The organism is Sphingomonas sp. SL1004 (genome assembly GCF_057815015.1).
In genome coordinates this window covers 236,652-252,853 of record NZ_JBYMUX010000002.1, presented here as the reverse complement: position 1 = coordinate 252,853, position 16,202 = coordinate 236,652, and the positions used below count along the sequence as shown (strand labels likewise).

General features: G+C 70.1%; 15 protein-coding genes. 14 read left to right on the top strand and 1 reads right to left on the bottom strand.

Annotation, left to right across the window (positions count from 1 at the left end):
• Positions 1-4: 4 nt before the first annotated feature.
• From AC3D24_RS21850 to AC3D24_RS21825, 6 genes are read left to right on the top strand one after another with little or no spacing between them, the layout of a single operon-like run.
• Positions 5-2,359 carry a TonB-dependent receptor gene (locus AC3D24_RS21850; protein ID WP_489033643.1) on the top strand — a complete coding sequence of 785 codons (2,355 nt, stop codon included), beginning with the start codon at positions 5-7 and terminating at the stop codon, positions 2,357-2,359.
• Positions 2,359-3,996, top strand: coding sequence for a carboxylesterase/lipase family protein (locus AC3D24_RS21845; protein WP_489033642.1), 1,638 nt, complete (start codon positions 2,359-2,361; stop codon positions 3,994-3,996). The genes AC3D24_RS21850 and AC3D24_RS21845 overlap by 1 nt, the downstream gene beginning before the upstream one ends.
• On the top strand, positions 3,993-4,868 hold the full coding sequence (locus AC3D24_RS21840; RefSeq protein WP_489033641.1) for an alpha/beta hydrolase: 876 nt from the start codon (positions 3,993-3,995) through the stop codon (positions 4,866-4,868). The genes AC3D24_RS21845 and AC3D24_RS21840 overlap by 4 nt, the downstream gene beginning before the upstream one ends.
• Positions 4,865-6,175 carry a family 1 glycosylhydrolase gene (locus AC3D24_RS21835; protein WP_489033640.1) on the top strand — a complete coding sequence of 437 codons (1,311 nt, stop codon included), beginning with the start codon at positions 4,865-4,867 and terminating at the stop codon, positions 6,173-6,175. The genes AC3D24_RS21840 and AC3D24_RS21835 overlap by 4 nt, the downstream gene beginning before the upstream one ends.
• Complete coding sequence (locus AC3D24_RS21830; RefSeq protein ID WP_489033639.1) at positions 6,172-7,134, top strand: alpha/beta hydrolase; 963 nt, start codon at positions 6,172-6,174, stop codon at positions 7,132-7,134. Before AC3D24_RS21835 ends, AC3D24_RS21830 begins: the two co-directional genes overlap by 4 nt.
• A gap of 1 nt (position 7,135) precedes the next feature.
• The gene (locus AC3D24_RS21825; RefSeq protein WP_489033638.1) at positions 7,136-7,597 is read left to right on the top strand and encodes a hypothetical protein; all 462 of its coding nucleotides are present in this window, start codon (positions 7,136-7,138) and stop codon (positions 7,595-7,597) included.
• Here the strand turns inward: AC3D24_RS21825 and AC3D24_RS21820 are convergent.
• Positions 7,534-8,544 (bottom strand): helix-turn-helix domain-containing protein, encoded by a 1,011-nt coding sequence (locus AC3D24_RS21820; RefSeq protein WP_489033637.1) that lies wholly within the window; start codon positions 8,542-8,544, stop codon positions 7,534-7,536. The two genes, AC3D24_RS21825 and AC3D24_RS21820, sit on opposite strands and share 64 nt — an antisense overlap.
• Before the next feature lie 127 nt (positions 8,545-8,671).
• On the opposite strand from AC3D24_RS21820, the gene pobA reads away from it, so the two are divergent.
• Genes pobA through pcaF form a run of 8 tightly spaced genes read left to right on the top strand, consistent with a single transcriptional unit; the run spans position 8,672 to position 16,140 of the window.
• Complete coding sequence (pobA, locus tag AC3D24_RS21815) at positions 8,672-9,853, top strand: 4-hydroxybenzoate 3-monooxygenase (protein ID WP_489033636.1); 1,182 nt, start codon at positions 8,672-8,674, stop codon at positions 9,851-9,853.
• The gene (locus AC3D24_RS21810) at positions 9,850-10,560 is read left to right on the top strand and encodes a CoA transferase subunit A (protein ID WP_489033635.1); all 711 of its coding nucleotides are present in this window, start codon (positions 9,850-9,852) and stop codon (positions 10,558-10,560) included. The genes pobA and AC3D24_RS21810 overlap by 4 nt, the downstream gene beginning before the upstream one ends.
• Positions 10,560-11,204 carry a 3-oxoacid CoA-transferase subunit B gene (locus AC3D24_RS21805; protein WP_489033633.1) on the top strand — a complete coding sequence of 215 codons (645 nt, stop codon included), beginning with the start codon at positions 10,560-10,562 and terminating at the stop codon, positions 11,202-11,204. The genes AC3D24_RS21810 and AC3D24_RS21805 overlap by 1 nt, the downstream gene beginning before the upstream one ends.
• Entirely contained in the window at positions 11,201-11,914 is a 714-nt protein-coding gene (gene pcaH, locus AC3D24_RS21800; protein WP_489033631.1) for a protocatechuate 3,4-dioxygenase subunit beta, read from the top strand. The genes AC3D24_RS21805 and pcaH overlap by 4 nt, the downstream gene beginning before the upstream one ends.
• Entirely contained in the window at positions 11,907-12,599 is a 693-nt protein-coding gene (pcaG, locus tag AC3D24_RS21795; protein WP_489033630.1) for a protocatechuate 3,4-dioxygenase subunit alpha, read from the top strand. Before pcaH ends, pcaG begins: the two co-directional genes overlap by 8 nt.
• Positions 12,596-13,735 (top strand): lyase family protein, encoded by a 1,140-nt coding sequence (locus tag AC3D24_RS21790; RefSeq protein ID WP_489033628.1) that lies wholly within the window; start codon positions 12,596-12,598, stop codon positions 13,733-13,735. The genes pcaG and AC3D24_RS21790 overlap by 4 nt, the downstream gene beginning before the upstream one ends.
• 3 nt (positions 13,736-13,738) lie before the next feature.
• Positions 13,739-14,938: a bifunctional 3-oxoadipate enol-lactonase/4-carboxymuconolactone decarboxylase PcaDC gene (gene pcaDC / locus AC3D24_RS21785; RefSeq protein WP_489033626.1), complete on the top strand. Its 1,200-nt coding sequence runs from the start codon at positions 13,739-13,741 to the stop codon at positions 14,936-14,938.
• A complete protein-coding gene (gene pcaF, locus AC3D24_RS21780; RefSeq protein WP_489033625.1) occupies positions 14,938-16,140 on the top strand; it encodes a 3-oxoadipyl-CoA thiolase in 1,203 nt (400 codons plus the stop codon). The genes pcaDC and pcaF overlap by 1 nt, the downstream gene beginning before the upstream one ends.
• Positions 16,141-16,202: the final 62 nt, after the last annotated feature.

Genomic DNA, 16,202 nt, shown 5'->3' with positions numbered 1-16,202 from the left:
GATTATGAAGATGATTTCGATGATGCCGCTGCTGGCCACCGCCAGCATTGCCGCGCTCGCGATGCCCGCGGCCGCGCAGACCGCGCCGACGCCCGATGCCGCCGCGCCCGGGCCGACCGCCGAGGTCGCCGCTGCGCCCGACAACCAGGGTGGCGATATCATCGTCACCGCGCAGCGCCGCGCGCAGCGCCTGCAGGACGTGCCGCAGTCGGTCACCGTGCAGACCGGTGCCGAGCTCGAACGCCAGCAGGTCAACACCGTGTCCGACCTGGCGCGCGTCGCGCCCTCGCTGGAAATCTCGGGCGCGCCGGGGCAGGGCGTCGGCGGCGGCGGTCAGATCCGCGGTATCGGCACGCAGTCGTTCCAGCAGGGCGCGGTCGGTGCGGTCGGCATCGTCGTCGACGGCGTCAGCCAGGGCAACACCAACATCGGCGATCTATTCGACATCAACCGCGTTGAAGTGCTGAAGGGGCCGCAGGGCACGCTGTTCGGGCTGACCACCTCGGCGGGTGTGATCAACATCTCGACCACGCCGCCCGAGTTCGGCGTGTGGTCAGTCCGTGCGCGCACCGAATTGTCGGACGCCGGCAAGGCGGGATCGGATTTCGGCCGCCAGCTGGTGCAGGCCGTCGTCAACGTGCCGATCGCCGCCAACGCCGCGCTGCGCGTGTCGGGCAACGTCAATCTGACGCAGGGCGTCGATCGCAACACGCTGACCGGCGACTATGATCCGCACCACACCTATAACGGCCGTGCGCGGCTGCGCTGGGAGCCGACCGACAAGGTCAGCGTGAACCTGATCGGCGATATCAGCCGCGTGCGCGACAAGGGCGTCGACTTCTTCGTGCTGTACCGCGGCGACACGCAGGCGATCGCGCCGGGCAACCCGATCTTCCCGCCCGGCACGGTCAGCGTCAACGCCGCCGCGGCAAGCTGTGGGGTGACGCCGGGTGCGGGCAACCGCGACTATTGCAGCGCCAATCCCGGATTCACCCGGTCGACGACCTGGGGCACTTCGTTGCAGGTCGATTACGAGGCGGCACCGTTCACGGTCACGTCGATCTCGTCCTATCGCCATCAGGATAGCTCGGGACTGCTCAACATCTTCCGGCTCGATCCGCTGCTCAGCCGCATCGGCGTCACGACGGTTCCGAGCCTGGGGCTGGTCCCCAATCCCGGTCCCGGCCAGATCCTCGACGGACCCAAGCCGTTCCAGAGCTCGCTCCTCACGCAGGAGTTGCGCGTCGCTTCGCCGACCGGCAGCACGGTCGAATATACCGGCGGCCTGTTCTATTCGCGCTACCGGCAGCATAATGATCCGGAGCGGGTGCTGGTGACGATCCCGATCCCGTTCGCGCCGCCGATCCAGTCGATCACGCCGGGCAACAACAGCGACATCTCCGACGATTCGATGGCGATGTTCGGGCAGGCGACGATCCATGTCGCGCCGCGCTTCAACCTGATCGCGGGCGGACGCTTCACCGCCGAGCGGCTGGGCGTCGAGGTGACGACGCTGGGCGCGCTGGCACCCTCGCGGCGGCCCAAGCTGAACACCACCAACGTGTCGTGGAAGGGCGGCGCGCAGTATGAATTCTCGCACGACCTGACCGCCTATGCGACGGTGTCGCGCGGCTACAAGGGCGGGCAGATCGCGCTTGGCGATCCGACCGACGTCAATGCCGTGCCGGTGATCATCCGGCCCGAGATCCCGACCGCCTACGAAGCGGGACTGAAGGCCAGCACGTTCGGCGGCAGGCTCGGCGCGGACCTCAGCGGATTCTACACGACGCTGAAGGACTATCAGGGTCAGCAATGCGTGCCTGCCGCTGCCGGCGGCATCAACTGCCTGCCGCAGAACATCTCGGGCGTGCATTCGCGCGGCGTCGAGATGAACCTGTTCGGTCGGCCGACGCGCCAGCTGTCGCTCAACCTCGGCGGGATATGGAACAAGGTGACCTATCCCGGCGGGTTCGCCGGGCAGGACGGCTCGCAGCTCGGCGGCCAGCAGCTGGCCAACGCACCCGAATGGAAGGTGACCGCGACCAGCGAGTTCACCCAGCCGATCGGCGGGCTGGAGGCGTTCGTCGCGGCGGATGCGGTCTACAAGTCCAAGCTGCGGCTGGCGGCATCGACCAACGCGGCGGCGATCTATGGCGATCACGCGACGGTCGGTGGCCGCGTCGGCATCCGCGATTCGGATGGTGCCTGGTCGCTGGGCGTGTTCGTCCGCAACCTGACCAACAACCACGAACCCGCGATCCGCTTCCTCAACTTCCCCGACGGCACCGCGGGCGTCGGGCAGATCCTGACCACCCAGTCGTTCCGGCAGGTCGGTCTGCAGGGCGAGGTGCGGTTCTGATGCGCGTGGCAGTTGGCATGATGAGCGTGGCCGCGGCACTGCTGGGGGCGGCGGCCGGTACCGCCGCGCCCGACAGCAGGCCGAGCCTGGTGGCGTCGGCGGATGTGGCGGTCGTGTCGACGGCGTCGGGTCAGGTGCAGGGCTTCGTGCGGCGCGGCGTATCGACGTGGCGTGGAATCCCCTATGCCCGCGCCGAGCGCTTCCTGCCGCCGCACGCGCCCGCGCCGTGGCAGGGCGTGCGCCCGGCCTTGTCCTACGGCAATATCTGCCCGCAGCCGGTGAACCCAGAGCTGCGCGAACCGCAGACGTTCATCTCCGACACGCATTTCTGGCCCGCGTCGGAAGCGTGCCAGAACCTCAATATCTGGTCGCCCGCCGCGGACGGGAAGAAACGCCCGGTGATGGTGTGGCTGCACGGCGGCGGGTTCTTCAGCGGATCATCGAACGAACTTGGCGTCTATGACGGCACCAATCTCGCGGCCAAGGGCGACGTCGTCGTTGTGTCGCTCAACCACCGGCTGAACGCGCTCGGCTTCATGGACCTGTCCGCCTATGGACCGGATTATGCCGGATCGGCGAACGTCGGCATGCTCGATATCGTCGCAGGGCTGCAATGGGTGCGCGACAACATCGCGCGGTTCGGTGGCGATCCGGCGAACGTCACGATCTTCGGCCAGTCGGGGGGCGGCGCGAAGGTGACGGCGCTGCTCGCCTCGCCGCTTGCCAAGGGGCTGTTCGGCAAGGCGGTGATCCAGAGCGGCGCACCGGGCGGCTTCGGCCCCGCGGCGCTCGACCAGGCGACCGCGCGGCGGGTCGCGGCGCTGACGCTCGCCAATGCCGGGCTGTCGGCGCGCGACGTCGGCAAGCTCGCGACGCTGCCGTACGACGCGCTGGTCGCGGCGTCGGACAAGGCGCTGCGCCAAGTCAGCGCCGAGCAGAACAAGGGCGGCGCGCCGCTCGGCTTTCCGACCGTCAACTGGTCGCCGGTCGTCGATGGCGGCTTCCTGACCGAAGCGCCGTTCGCCGCCGGCGCGCCCGCCGCGTCGAAGGGCGTGCCGCTGATGGTCGGCAGCACGCTGTCCGAATTCGGCAACGTCCCGAACCCGATGATCGCGGGGCACGAGCGGTGGACCGAGGCGGACGCGCTCGCCTGGCTGCGCAAGACGCGCGGCCCCCAGGCGGACGCGTCGGCGGCGGCGTATCGCAAGGCCTATCCGACACTTGCGCCGGGCGTCTGGCCGACGATCGACACGGGGCTGCGCGGTGCCGTGCTGCGGACCGCGGCGGCGAAGGCGGCGCAGGGCGATCCGGTCTATACCTATCTGTTCGCGTGGCGATCGCCGGTGCTCGACTATACATGGGCGGCGGGCCATTCGTCGGAGATCGGGCTGGTGTTCGCCAATCCGGACGAGGAGGAACAGGCATTGGGCGGCGGTCCCGTGGTCGGTCGGCTGGCGGATGAGATGAGCAGCGCGTGGATCGCGTTCGCGCGCACCGGCGACCCCAATGCGCGCGGCGTGCCGCGCTGGCCGCGCTACACCGCCGCGCAGCCCGCGACGCTGGTGTTCGATACGAAGAGCGAAGCGCGGATCGGCCACGATGCCGATCTCGTCCGGCTGTCGGCCCCGCCGCGATGATCGACGCGCCGGTGCCCGAGCATATTGCCATCGCGGCGATGGGCCGCGTGCTGGGCCCGGCGATGCTGGCGGCGGTGTACGACCTGTACCGCGAGGAGCAGGACCGGCTGGCCGCGCGCCAGCCGGTCTCCGCGGCGGACCTCGGCTATGGCGACGATCCGCGGCAGACGCTCGACCTGTACCGGCCCGACGGCAACGGCCCCGCGCCGATATTGCTCTGGGTGCATGGCGGCGGGTTCGTGCGCGGCGAGAAGCGCAGCGCGGACCATCCCTATGCCGCCAATGTCGGGCGCTGGGCGGCGCGGCACGGCATGCTGGGTGCAGTGATGAACTATCGTCTCGCGCCCGACCATCGCTGGCCCGCGGGGGGCGTGGATGTCGGTGCGGCGGTCGACTGGCTTGCCGAGCATGCGGCGGAACATGGCGGTGATCGCGCGCGGATCGTCGTCGCCGGCACGTCGGCGGGCGCGGTGCATGTCGCGACGCATCTGCGGCTGCGCGGCAGCGAAGCGGGGGTCGCGGGCGCGGTGCTGATGTCGGGGCTCTACGGGTTAACCCCGCTCGACGATCGCGACGGCGTCTATTACGGCGAGGCCGACGCCTATCCGACGCGCTGGCCGCGCGAGGCGGTGATCGAGACGACGCTGCCGCTGTTCATCGCCTGTGCCGAATATGATCCGCCGCGGTTCCAGGCGGAGACGATCGGGTTGCTGGCCGCGCGGCTCGAACGCCACGGCGCGCTGCCGGCCGCGCAGATCGTCGCCGGCCACAATCATTTCAGCCTCGCCAGCCATATCGGCACCGCCGATACCCGGCTGACCGACCAGATCCTCGGCTTCGTCGCCGACCTGTCTTCCAAGGAGCCTGCATGACCGTCGACCGTCGTACCCTGATCGCGGGGGGGCTTGCCACGGGCGGTGCGCTCCTCGCCGCGCCGGCCTTCGCGCAGGCGCGCAAGCGCTTCCCCACGGGCTTCCGCTGGGGTGCCGCGACCTCGGGCATCCAGACCGAGGGCAACATGGTCAACAGCGACCTGTGGCTGCTCGAACATACCAGACCGAGTGTGTTCGCGGTGAAGTCGGGCGATGCCGACAACAGCCTGGAACTCTGGCCAGCCGATCTCGATCTGGTAAAGGCGATGGGGCTGAACACCTATCGTTTCTCGATCGAATGGTCGCGGATCGAGCCCGCCGAGGGCGAATTCTCGGTCGCGATGCTCGATCACTACAAGGCGATGGTCGATGGCTGCCGCAAGCGCGGGATCGCGCCGGTCGTCACCTACAGCCATTATGCCGCGCCACGCTGGCTGGCGGCGAAGGGCGGCTGGCTGAGCCCCGACGCGCCGGCGCTGTTCGCGCGATTCTGCGAGCGCGCGACGCGGCATTTCGGCGCGGGGATCGACCATGCAATCACGCTGAACGAGCCCAACATCATGAGCGTACTGGGCGTCGTGCTGCCGCCCCAGGCTGCGTTCGGCATCGCAGCGATGCTCGACAGCGCGGCGAAGGCGCTCGGCACCGATCGGCTGGCGGTGTCCAACGCCACGAAGACGCAGGATATCCCCGCGCTGTCGGCAGCCCTGCTGGCGTCGCATCGCGCCGCGCGGAAGGCGATCAAGGCGGTGCGGCCCGATCTGCCGGTCGGCTTCTCGCTGTCGATGTTCGATGACGAGGCGGTGGGCGATCCCGCCGGCCGCGATGCTGCGCGCGCGCGGCTCTACGGCATGTGGCTCGACGCCGCGCGCGACGACGATTTCATGGGCGTGCAGAATTACGAGCGCGTGCTGTGGGGGCCGGAAGGGCGGCTGCCCCCGCCCAAGGGTGCGGTTCTCAACCAGAGTGGCGCGGAAGTGTACGGCCCGTCGCTCGCGAACGCCTGCCGTTATGCCTATTCGCGCGCGAAGGTGCCGATCCTGGTCAGCGAACACGGGGTGTCGACCGAGGACGACGCCGTCCGCGCGACGCTGATCCGCCAGGCGCTGCCCGAACTGCTTCGCGCGATCGACGAAGGCGTGCCGATCAAGGGCTATATCCACTGGTCGCTGCTCGACAATTGGGAGTTCGTCAGCGGCTATGAGGGCAAGCTCGGCCTCGTCGCGGTCGATCGCACCAGTTTCAAACGGACACCCAAACCTAGCGCCGCCGTGCTCGGCGCGATCGCCCGGAGGAATGCCCTGTGATTAAGACCGTCCGATACGCGCTGCTCGCCGCCGCGCTGACGCTGCCGACGCTGGCTGTTGCGCAAGGACCCGGGCCGGGGCCGCGTTTCGACATGAAGCCTATTCCCGTGCCGGCACAGCCCGATGCGATCGCGCTCTATCCCGGTGCCAACCTGCCCAAGATGCCGGTGCCCGAAAGCTGGGCGCGGCTGACTGCCGATTTCCCGGATGGTACGCATATGGACGCGCGCACCGCGCGCAACGTCGCGGTCCCGACGATGACACCGGTACTGCCCGATCCTGCCAAGGCGACGGGCGCGGCGGTGGTGATCGCGCCGGGCGGCGCATTCCTGTCGCTATCGATGGATTCCGAAGGGTTCCAGATCGCGCGCTGGCTGGCGGATCACGGCATCGCCGCGTTCGTGCTGAAATACCGGCTGAACCCCACGCCCGCCGACACGGGCGAGTTCATGGCGCTGGTCGGCCGGACGATGGGCGCCGCCGCCAGTTCGGACAAAGTGCCCGATCTCACCGCGCCGTATGCGGCCAAGGACGCGCTCCAGGCGCTGAAGCTGGTCCGCGACGGCGCCGCAAGGTGGAAGGTCGATCCTGCGCGCGTCGGCATGATGGGCTTTTCCGCGGGCGCGATGACCGAGCTGCAGGCGGTGCTGACCGGCGAGGGCACGGCGCGGCCGGCGTTCATGGGTTATATCTACGGGCCGATGGTCGCGGTGAAGGTGGCCGCGGGCGCGCCGCCGATGTTCGCGGCTCTGGCGATGGACGATCCGCTGTTCGGCAAGCAGGGCTTCGGCATCGTCGAGGCGTGGAAGAAGGCGGGCGTGCCGGTCGAGCTCCACGCCTATCAGCGCGGCGACCACGGCTTCGGCATCGGACGGCCCGGCACCACCACGACGCTGGTGATGGACGAATTCCGGCTGTGGCTGGAGACCAACGGCCTGCTCGGCCCCGTGAAGCACTGACGTGATAGCCGCGCCGCACCGGGGCTATGTCGCCACCGAAATGGCCGTCGCCGCGGTAATCAGCGCGGTGCTCAGCATCGTCTTCCTGCTGCTGGTGTTCGGCCTGCCGGTGACGATCCCGGTCGCGGGGCGCGGCGGGCTGGTAATGGATGCGGTGCCGCAGAGCGCGGTGATCGCGCTGATGAGCAGCCTGGTGCCCACGCTGCTCACCCGCCGGCGGGTGCGGGCGGGGGCGGTGGCGCCGCTGCCGGGCACGAACTGGCTGCCGCGTCATGCGCTGGTGCGGGCGCTCGTGATCGCGGTGACCGTCGCGGTGCTGGGGGTGGCGGCAAATGCGCTGCTGCTGCCGCTCGGCCCCGCGCACTGGCGGTTCGCCGCGGTGCTGGCGTACAAGCCGCTCTATGGCGCGCTGCTGGGGGCGGCGGTCGCGCGGATGGCGACCATCGCCGCGCTCAAGGACTGAGGGTCCGGCCTCCGCGCCTCACCGTCGCGGTCGTTCTCGCTCGCGATGGGTGGGCGATCGGCGGACGGCTCGGCCTGCGACCGCTCCCGCCGATAGCGCCGCGGCGAGACGCCGGCGTGGCGCGAGAAGAAGCGGGTGAAATAGGCGGGGTCGGCGAACCCCACCGCATAGCCGATCTCCGCCACCGACAGGTTCGAATAGAGCAGCGCGCGCCGCGCCTCCAGCATCGCGCGCTGGTCGAGCATCGCTGCGGGCGACAGCGCAGCGATCCGCGCGCAGGCGACGCGCAGGCTGGTGGAGCTGGTGCCAAGCGCGGCGGCGTGGCTGGCGATACCTTCGCGCAGGCGAAAGCGCTGTTCGATGCGCGCGCGGAATCGCGCGACCAGCGCGGCGTGCTGGCCGGGGGCGGGCGCGGCGTCGGCGCTGTCGGCGGGCAGCGCCCGCAGCGCGGCAACCAGCATCACCAGCAACGCCGCCTCCACCGCGACATGGTGCCCACGCGTCGACCAGCCAAGCTCGCGGCGCAGCGTCTCACTCGCCTGCGCCACCGCGGCGACGGTAGCCTCGTCCGGGTGCACCGCTAGCGATCGCGCGAACACCACCGCCAAGTCGGGGTGGCGGCCGACGATCTCGTCCAGATACGATCGCGCCAGCGTCAGCACCGCGCCGGTCGATTCGCTGGTCCACGCGAAACCGTGGACCACCCCGGCGGGCACCAGCAACAGCGCCGGCGCGTCGAAGAGCAGCGTCTTGTCCTCGACCTGCATCGCCCCGCCGCCGGTGTCAATCACGAACAGCTGCACCAGATCGGCATGGGCGTGCGGGCGGATCGTCCATTCGCTGGGGCGCGACCGATCGTCCAGCTGCTCGAGGTGGATGAACCCCTCGGCGACCGCTTGGTGAGGCTCCCCATAGAGATAGAAGCGGGGAACGGCGTCGATCGTCACGCTACCTGCATAGCCGACCCGGTCGGATCGTCCAAGTGTTCGGATGGGATCGGCATGGCGCGTCCGCCTGCCTCCGCGCACCTTCGAATCGCAGGCGGACGTACCGCCGACGGGAGGATGACGGACGGTGCGCACTCAAGTGGCGATTATCGGGGCGGGCCCCGCGGGCATGTTTCTGGCGCATCTTTTGCGCCGCGACGGGATCGACGCGGTGGTCATCGAACGCCGCGACCGCGACTATGTCGAAGGCCGGGTCCGCGCCGGCGTGCTGGAACAGGTGACGGTCGATCTGATGCGGCGGCTGGGGCTCGACGCGCGGCTGGACCGCGAGGGGCTGGTCCACCGCGGCACCAACATCGCGCTCGACGGGCGGCTGTTCCGCATCAATATGGCGGCGCTGACCGGCGGATCGACGGTGACGGTCTATGGCCAGCAGGAGGTGATGCGCGACCTGTTCGACGCCGCCGAGGCGCGCGACTTGCGGATCGTTTGGAACGCCGAGGAGGTCGCACTGGCGGGGCTGGACGGCGATCGGCCGAGCGTCGGTTGGCGCGAAAACGGCGTCGCGCAGACGCTGGACTGCGATTTCGTGGTCGGCTGCGACGGCTATCACGGGGTCAGCCGCGGGGCGCTCCCGGCATCGGTGCTGCGGACGTTCGAGCGGGTCTATCCGTTCGGCTGGCTTGGCATCCTCGCCGACGTGCCGCCCGCCGACCACGAACTGATCTACGCCAACCACGAACGCGGCTTCGCGCTCGCCTCGATGCGCTCGCCAACGCGCAGCCGCTATTACATCCAGTGCGGCGCCGACGAGGATATCGCCGACTGGTCCGACGACCGCTTCTGGGACGAACTGTGCCTGCGCCTCGGCCCCGATGCCGCGGCGAAGGTGACGCGCGGGCCCTCGTTCGACAAGAGCATCGCGCCGCTGCGCTCGTTCGTCGCCGAGCCGATGCGCTGGGGCCGGTTGTTCCTCGCCGGCGACGCCGCGCACATCGTGCCGCCGACCGGCGCCAAGGGCATGAACCTCGCGGTGTCGGACGTCACCATGCTGGGCGAGGCACTCGCCGAACATTATGCAGAGCGATCGAATGCCGGGATCGACGGCTATTCGGCGCGCGCGCTGGCGCGGGTGTGGAAGGCGGAGCGCTTCTCGTGGTGGTTCACCTCGGTCACCCACCGCTTTCCCACGATGGATGGCTTCGACAGGCGTATCCAGATGGCCGAACTCGATTATATCCGGGGATCAGAGGCCGCGCAGCGCACGCTGGCGGAGAATTACGTCGGACTTCCGCTGGAGGCAGCATGAAGAGCAAGATCTACGACAGCCCCGCCACCGCGCTAGACGGTGTGCTGTTCGATGGCATGACGATCATGTCGGGCGGGTTCGGCCTGTCGGGCAATCCCGAAAGCCTGATCCCCGAGATTCGCGCCGCCGGCGTCGGCAATTTGACGGTGATCTCCAACAATGCCGGGGCCGACGGCTTCGGCCTGTGGATGCTGCTGAAAAGCGGCCAGATCGCCAAAATGATCTCGTCCTATGTCGGCGAGAACAAGCTGTTCGAGCAGCAGTATCTGTCGGGCGACCTCGCGCTGGAGCTGACGCCGCAGGGCACGCTCGCCGAGCGGATCCGGGCGGGCGGCGCGGGCATCCCGGCGTTCTTCACCAAGACGGGCGTCGGCACCGTCGTCGCCGAGGGCAAGCCGGTCGAGACCTTCGACGGCGAGGAGTATGTCCGGGAAAGCTGGCTTCGCGCCGACCTCTCGATCATCAAGGCGTGGCGCGCCGATCCTGCCGGCAACCTGATGTTCCGCAAGACCGCGCGCAACTTCAATCCGGTGATGGCGACCGCGGGCAAGGTGACGGTGGTTGAGGTGGAGGAGATCGTCGAGGCGGGCAGCTTTAACCCCGATTGCATCCACACCCCCGGCATCTACGTCGACCGCGTCGTGCTCTGCACCGTCAACGAGAAGCGGATCGAGAAGCTGACCGTCCGCCAGCGGGAGACTGTGTGATGAGCTGGACCCGCGAGCAGATGGCGCAGCGCGCGGCGCGCGAGCTGCAGGACGGCTTCTACGTCAACCTCGGCATCGGCATCCCGACGCTGGTCGCCAATTACATCCCCGCCGGCGTCGACGTCACCTTGCAGTCGGAGAACGGCATGCTCGGGATGGGACCGTTCCCGTACGAGGGCGAGGCCGATCCCGACCTGATCAATGCCGGCAAGCAGACCATCACCGCGCTGCCGACCTCGAGCTTCTTCTCGAGCGCGGACAGTTTCGCGATGATCCGCGGTGGCCATATCGATCTCACCGTGCTCGGCGCGATGGAGGTGAGCGTGGCCGGCGACATCGCCAATTGGACGATCCCCGGCAAGATGGTGAAGGGGATGGGCGGGGCGATGGACCTCGTCGCCGGCGTCAAGCGCGTCGTGGTGGTGATGGATCACGCCAACAAGGCCGGCGAGCCCAAGATCCTGGAGCATTGCAGCCTGCCGTTGACCGGCAGGGGCTGTGTCGACCTGATCATCACCGATCTGTGCGTGCTGGCGTGCGACAAGCCTGGGCTGCGGCTGGTGGAGCTCGCCCCCGGCGTGGCGCTGGACGAGGTGCGGGCGAAGACCGGCGCGCCGTTCGCGGCCGAGGGCGTGGCGGCATGACCGAGGTGACGCCCTATCTCCGCGACGACGCCGCCGCGCCGCCGTCGCTGTTCGGCGACTATCGCTCCACCGTGCTGCGCGCGCCGGGCCAGCCGCCGGTGCGCGCGCCGCAGACGCTGACCGAGACGACCGGTCCTGGCGGGATGTGGGAGCGGCTGATGGGGCCCGCGCTCGCCGATCTCACCATCCAGCACCGGGGCACGCCGATCGGCCAGCGGATCGTCGTCTCGGGCCGGGTGCTCGACGAACAGGGCCGCCCGGTGCCCGACACGGTGATGGAGATCTGGCAGGCCAATGCCGCCGGCCGCTACGTCCATGTCCGCGATCAATGGGACGCGCCGCTTGATCCCAATTTCACCGGCGCGGGGCGCGTGGTGACCGATGCCGAGGGGCGCTATCGCTTCGTCACGGTGCGGCCCGGCGCTTACCCTTGGGGCAACCACCGCAACGCCTGGCGGCCGGCGCACATCCACCTGTCGCTGCTAGGCCCTGCCTTCGCGACCCGGCTGGTGACGCAACTTTATTTCCCCGACGATCCGCTGATCGAGATCGATCCGATCGCCAATGCCGTGCCGATGCCCTACCGCCAGCGGCTCGTCAGCCGGTTCGACATCCACACCACCGAGCCCAACTGGGCGCTCGGCTATCTGTTCGACGTGGTGCTGAAGGGCCGCGAACAGACCCCATTCGAGGACGACCACCATGACTGACCTCGAGTCGCTCGAGACGGCGCCGCGCCAGGACAATCTCGATCCTGCCCTGTTCGGTCAGACGCCCAGCCAGACGGTGGGGCCGTTCTTCCACTACGGCCTGCCGTGGAAGGGCGGCGCGGACCTGGTCGGCAAGTCCGACATGGGGGCGCGGCCGGAGCTGTTCGACGAGGCGCATTGGGTGCTCAACCTGTCGTCGCCCACCGGCACGCCCGCGGGCGAGACGATCGAGATCGCCGGCCGCGTGCTCGATGCCGAGGGCGCGCCAGTGATCGATGCGATGATCGAAGTCTGGCAGGCCAATGCCGCCGGCCGCTATCGCAGCGCCGACGATCCTCGCGACGATGTCGCGATCGACCCGCATTTCGTCGGCTTCGGTCGCGCCTCGACCGACGCCGGGGGTGTGTACCGGTTCCGCACCATCCGTCCCGGCCGCGTGCCGGGGCCCGGCCACAGCCTCCAGGCGCCGCACATCGCGCTGTCGGTGTTCGGGCGCGGGGTGATCAAGCGGCTGCCAACCCGGCTCTATTTCGCCGACGGCGAGGGGCTGGAGACCGATCCTGTGCTCGCCTGCGTCCCCCACGATCGCCGCGCGACGCTGATCGCCGAGCGCGGCGATGACGACGCTTGGTGGCTTGACCTGCGGCTGGGCGGCGCGGGTGAGACGGTGTTCTTCGACCTGTGAGCCTGCTCCGCACCCGGCCCGTTGCGACGCCCGCGATGATCGCGGTGTTCGACGATGCGCAGACGATCGCACACGCGCTAGCGTTTGAGACCGCGCTGGCCGACGCACAGGCGGCCGAAGGGGTGATCGACGCCGACAGCGCACGGGCGATCGCCGCAGCGGTCGAGGCGATCGTGATCGATCCCGGAGCGCTCGCCGAGGACGCAGCACTGGCCGGCACACTCGCCATCCCGCTGGTCAAGCAACTACGCGCGGCGCTGACGGGCGAGGCCGCGGCGGCGCTGCATAGCGGCGCGACCAGCCAGGACATCGCCGACACCGTGCTGATGCGTCAGGTCCGGGCGGCCGCGGCATTGCTGCTCGCCGACGTGGCGCGGGTCTCCGGCGCGCTCGCCGGGCTGGCGCGCGACCATGCGGCGACCCCGGCGATCGGGCGGACGCTGCTCCAGGACGCGCAGCCGATCGGCTTCGGCCTGCGGATCTCCCAGTGGCAGGCGGGGGTCGCCGTCGCCGCCGCTCGGCTGAGCCGGGAAGTCGCGACCGGCGCGGCGCTGCAATGGGGCGGGGCGGCAGGCACGCGCCCCGACCAGCAGGGCAAGGCGGCGGCGGTCGCGGCGCGGCTGGCGACGGCGCTCGACCTCGCCGACGCGCCGCCCTGGCACGCCCGCCGCGAGGGGCTGGCGGGGATCGCCGCCGCGCTCGGCATCCTGATCGGCGCACTCGCCAAAATGGCGCGTGACGTCGCGCTGCTCGCGCAGAATGCGGTCGGCGAGGCGCGCGAGCCCGCCGTCGCCGGGCGCGGCGGATCGTCGGCGATGGCGCACAAGCGAAACCCCACCGGCTGTCAAGTCGCGCTGTCGGCCGCCACCCGCGCGCCGGGCCTCGTCGCCGGCATCCTCTCCGCGCTCCCCGCCGAGGAGGAGCGCGGCGTCGGCGGCTGGCAGGCGGAGGGGCCGATGCTCACCGATCTGTTCCTACTCGCCTCCGGCGCCGCCGAGGCGATGGCGGCGGTCGCCGGGGGGCTGGAGGTCGACGCCGCCGGAATCGCGCGCAATCTCGCCGCGGCGGGGCAGGGCGACGATATCGGCGACAGCGTGGCGCTGGTCGCCGCGCTGCTCGCACCACGGGAAGACTAAACCATGCCCTTTGTCACGCGCGACGCCGTGCGGCTCTACTGGAAGCTGGAGGGCGACGGGGATGCGCCGCCGCTGGTGCTGCTTAACTCGATCGGCACCGACATGGCGCTGTGGGACGCATGCCTGCCCGTGCTGCGCCGCCGGTTCCGCCTGTTGCGGATCGACACCCGCGGCCATGGCGCCTCCGATGCGCCGCCAGGCGATTACGACCTGCCGATGCTCGCCGCCGACGTGGTCGCGGCGATGGATGCGGCAGGGATCGCGCGCGCCGCGGTGGCCGGGGTTTCGCTCGGCGGCATGATTGCGATGCAGATGGCGCTCGATCACGCCAATCGGGTCGCGGCGCTAGCGCTGGTCTGCACCTCGGCGACGATGGACGCCGCCGCCTGGGCGGACCGGATCGCGACCGTGCGCGCGCGCGGCACTGGGGCGATCGCCGATCTCGCCATGGGCCGCTTCCTGTCGCCGGGTTTCGTCCGCGCGCAGCCCGGCGTCGCCGCCTCGATCCGCCGCGGGCTGATCGACATGGCGGACCAGGGTTATGTCGGCGCCGGTGCGGCGATCCGCGACATGGCGGTAATCGACCGGTTGCCCGGACTGACGCTGCCGGGGCCGGTGCTGGTGGTGGCGGGCGACCGCGACACCTCGACGCCGTTCGCGGGCCATGGCGATCGCATCGCCGCCGCGATTCCCCAGGCGCAGGTCGCGCATCTCGCCGCCGCACACCTCGCCCCCGTCGAGGCGCCCGATGCGCTGGCGGCGCTGCTGGTCGGCTTCCTCTGCGCCGACGCCGCCACCGATGACGCCGCCGCGGCGCTGTTCGATGCCGGGCTGGCCAACCGCCGCCGTGTGCTCGGCGATGCCTGGGTCGACCGGTCGCTGGCGGCGCGCACTCCCTTCAATGCCGATTTCCAGGCGATGATCACCCGCATCGCCTGGCACGAAATCTGGGGCCGCCCCGGCCTCGACGACCGCACCCGCCGGCTGCTGGTCGTGGCAATCACCGCCAGCCTCGGCCGGTGGGAGGAATTCGGGCTGCACGTCCGCACCGGCCTGGCGCGCGACGGCTTCACCCGCGACGATCTCAAGGAGGTATTGATGCAGACCGCGATCTACGCCGGCGTCCCCGCCGCCAACACCGCCTTCGCCGAGGCGGGGCGGATCATCGCCGCGCTTGACGGCCCCGCCGGGGGCGCTGCGTGATGGCCGACGCCTTCATCTGCGATGCGATCCGCACGCCCGTGGGCAAGCTGAACGGCGCGCTATCGACGATCCGCGCCGACGATCTCGCTGCGCTGCCGATCAGGGCGCTGGTCGATCGCAATCCGGGCGTGGACTGGGGCGCGGTGGAGGATTGCCTGCTCGGCTGCGCGAACCAGGCGGGCGAGGACAATCGCAACGTCGCGCGGATGGCGACGCTGCTCGCCGGGCTGCCGATTGAGGTGCCGGGCGCCACCGTCAACCGGCTGTGCGGGTCGGGGCTCAACGCGGTCGGCATCGCGGCGCAGGCGATCCGCAGCGGCGATGCGGCGCTGATGATCGCCGGCGGCGTCGAGCAGATGACTCGGGCTCCCTATGTGCTCGGCAAGGCGGCGACGCCGTTCGACCGCGCGCAGAAGATCGAGGATACGACGCTCGGCTGGCGCTTCGTCAACCCGGCGATGCGCCATGCGTACGGCGTCGATTCGATGCCCGAGACTGCCGAGAACGTCGCCGCCAAATGGCAGGTCGGGCGCGAGGAACAGGATGCCTTCGCCCTCGCCAGCCAGCAGAAGGCCGCCGCCGCGCAGGCGAGCGGCCGGTTCGCGCGTGAGATCGTCGCGGTGACGATCCCGCAGCGCAAGGGCGACCCGATCGTCTTCGACACCGACGAGCATCCGCGCGCCACCAGCCTTGAGGCACTGGCAAAGCTGAAGCCGGTGGTCCGCCACGACGGCACCGTCACCGCTGGCAACGCCTCGGGCCTCAATGACGGTGCCGCCGCGATGCTGGTCGCGTCGCACGACGCCGCGATCCGCCACGGGCTGACGCCACGCGCGCGGATCGTTGCCATGGCCTCGGCGGGCGTCGCGCCACGGGTGATGGGGGTCGGTCCGATCGAGGCGGTGCGCAAGGTGCTGGCGCTCGGCGGGATCGGCACCGACCAGCTGGACGTAATCGAGTTGAACGAGGCGTTCGCGGCGCAGGCGATCGCGGTGCTGCGCGGGCTGGGGGTCGATCCCGCCGACCCGCGCGTCAATCCCAACGGCGGCGCCATCGCGCTGGGCCATCCGCTCGGCATGTCAGGCGCGCGGATCGCCATGACCGCGGTAGAGCAGCTTGCGGTCACCGGCGGCCATTATGCGCTGGCGTGCATGTGCATCGGCGTCGGGCAAGGGATTGCGCTGTTGCTTGAGCGCGCCTGACGAGAGACACGCTTCTGAACCGGGAGTAAATGATACACCGTTCGGACGGACAAAGCGTGTCT

What these genes read in the sequence shown, in the direction of transcription:
- AC3D24_RS21850 (WP_489033643.1), top strand. Translation starts at nt 5, where the DNA reads ATGAAGATGATTTCGATGATGCCGCTGCTGGCCACCGCCAGCATTGCC.
- AC3D24_RS21845 (WP_489033642.1), top strand. Translation starts at nt 2,359, where the DNA reads ATGCGCGTGGCAGTTGGCATGATGAGCGTGGCCGCGGCACTGCTGGGG.
- AC3D24_RS21840 (WP_489033641.1), top strand. Translation starts at nt 3,993, where the DNA reads ATGATCGACGCGCCGGTGCCCGAGCATATTGCCATCGCGGCGATGGGC.
- AC3D24_RS21835 (WP_489033640.1), top strand. Translation starts at nt 4,865, where the DNA reads ATGACCGTCGACCGTCGTACCCTGATCGCGGGGGGGCTTGCCACGGGC.
- AC3D24_RS21810 (WP_489033635.1), top strand. Translation starts at nt 9,850, where the DNA reads ATGAAGAGCAAGATCTACGACAGCCCCGCCACCGCGCTAGACGGTGTG.
- AC3D24_RS21805 (WP_489033633.1), top strand. Translation starts at nt 10,560, where the DNA reads ATGAGCTGGACCCGCGAGCAGATGGCGCAGCGCGCGGCGCGCGAGCTG.
- pcaH (WP_489033631.1), top strand. Translation starts at nt 11,201, where the DNA reads ATGACCGAGGTGACGCCCTATCTCCGCGACGACGCCGCCGCGCCGCCG.
- pcaG (WP_489033630.1), top strand. Translation starts at nt 11,907, where the DNA reads ATGACTGACCTCGAGTCGCTCGAGACGGCGCCGCGCCAGGACAATCTC.
- pcaDC (WP_489033626.1), top strand. Translation starts at nt 13,739, where the DNA reads ATGCCCTTTGTCACGCGCGACGCCGTGCGGCTCTACTGGAAGCTGGAG.
- pcaF (WP_489033625.1), top strand. Translation starts at nt 14,938, where the DNA reads ATGGCCGACGCCTTCATCTGCGATGCGATCCGCACGCCCGTGGGCAAG.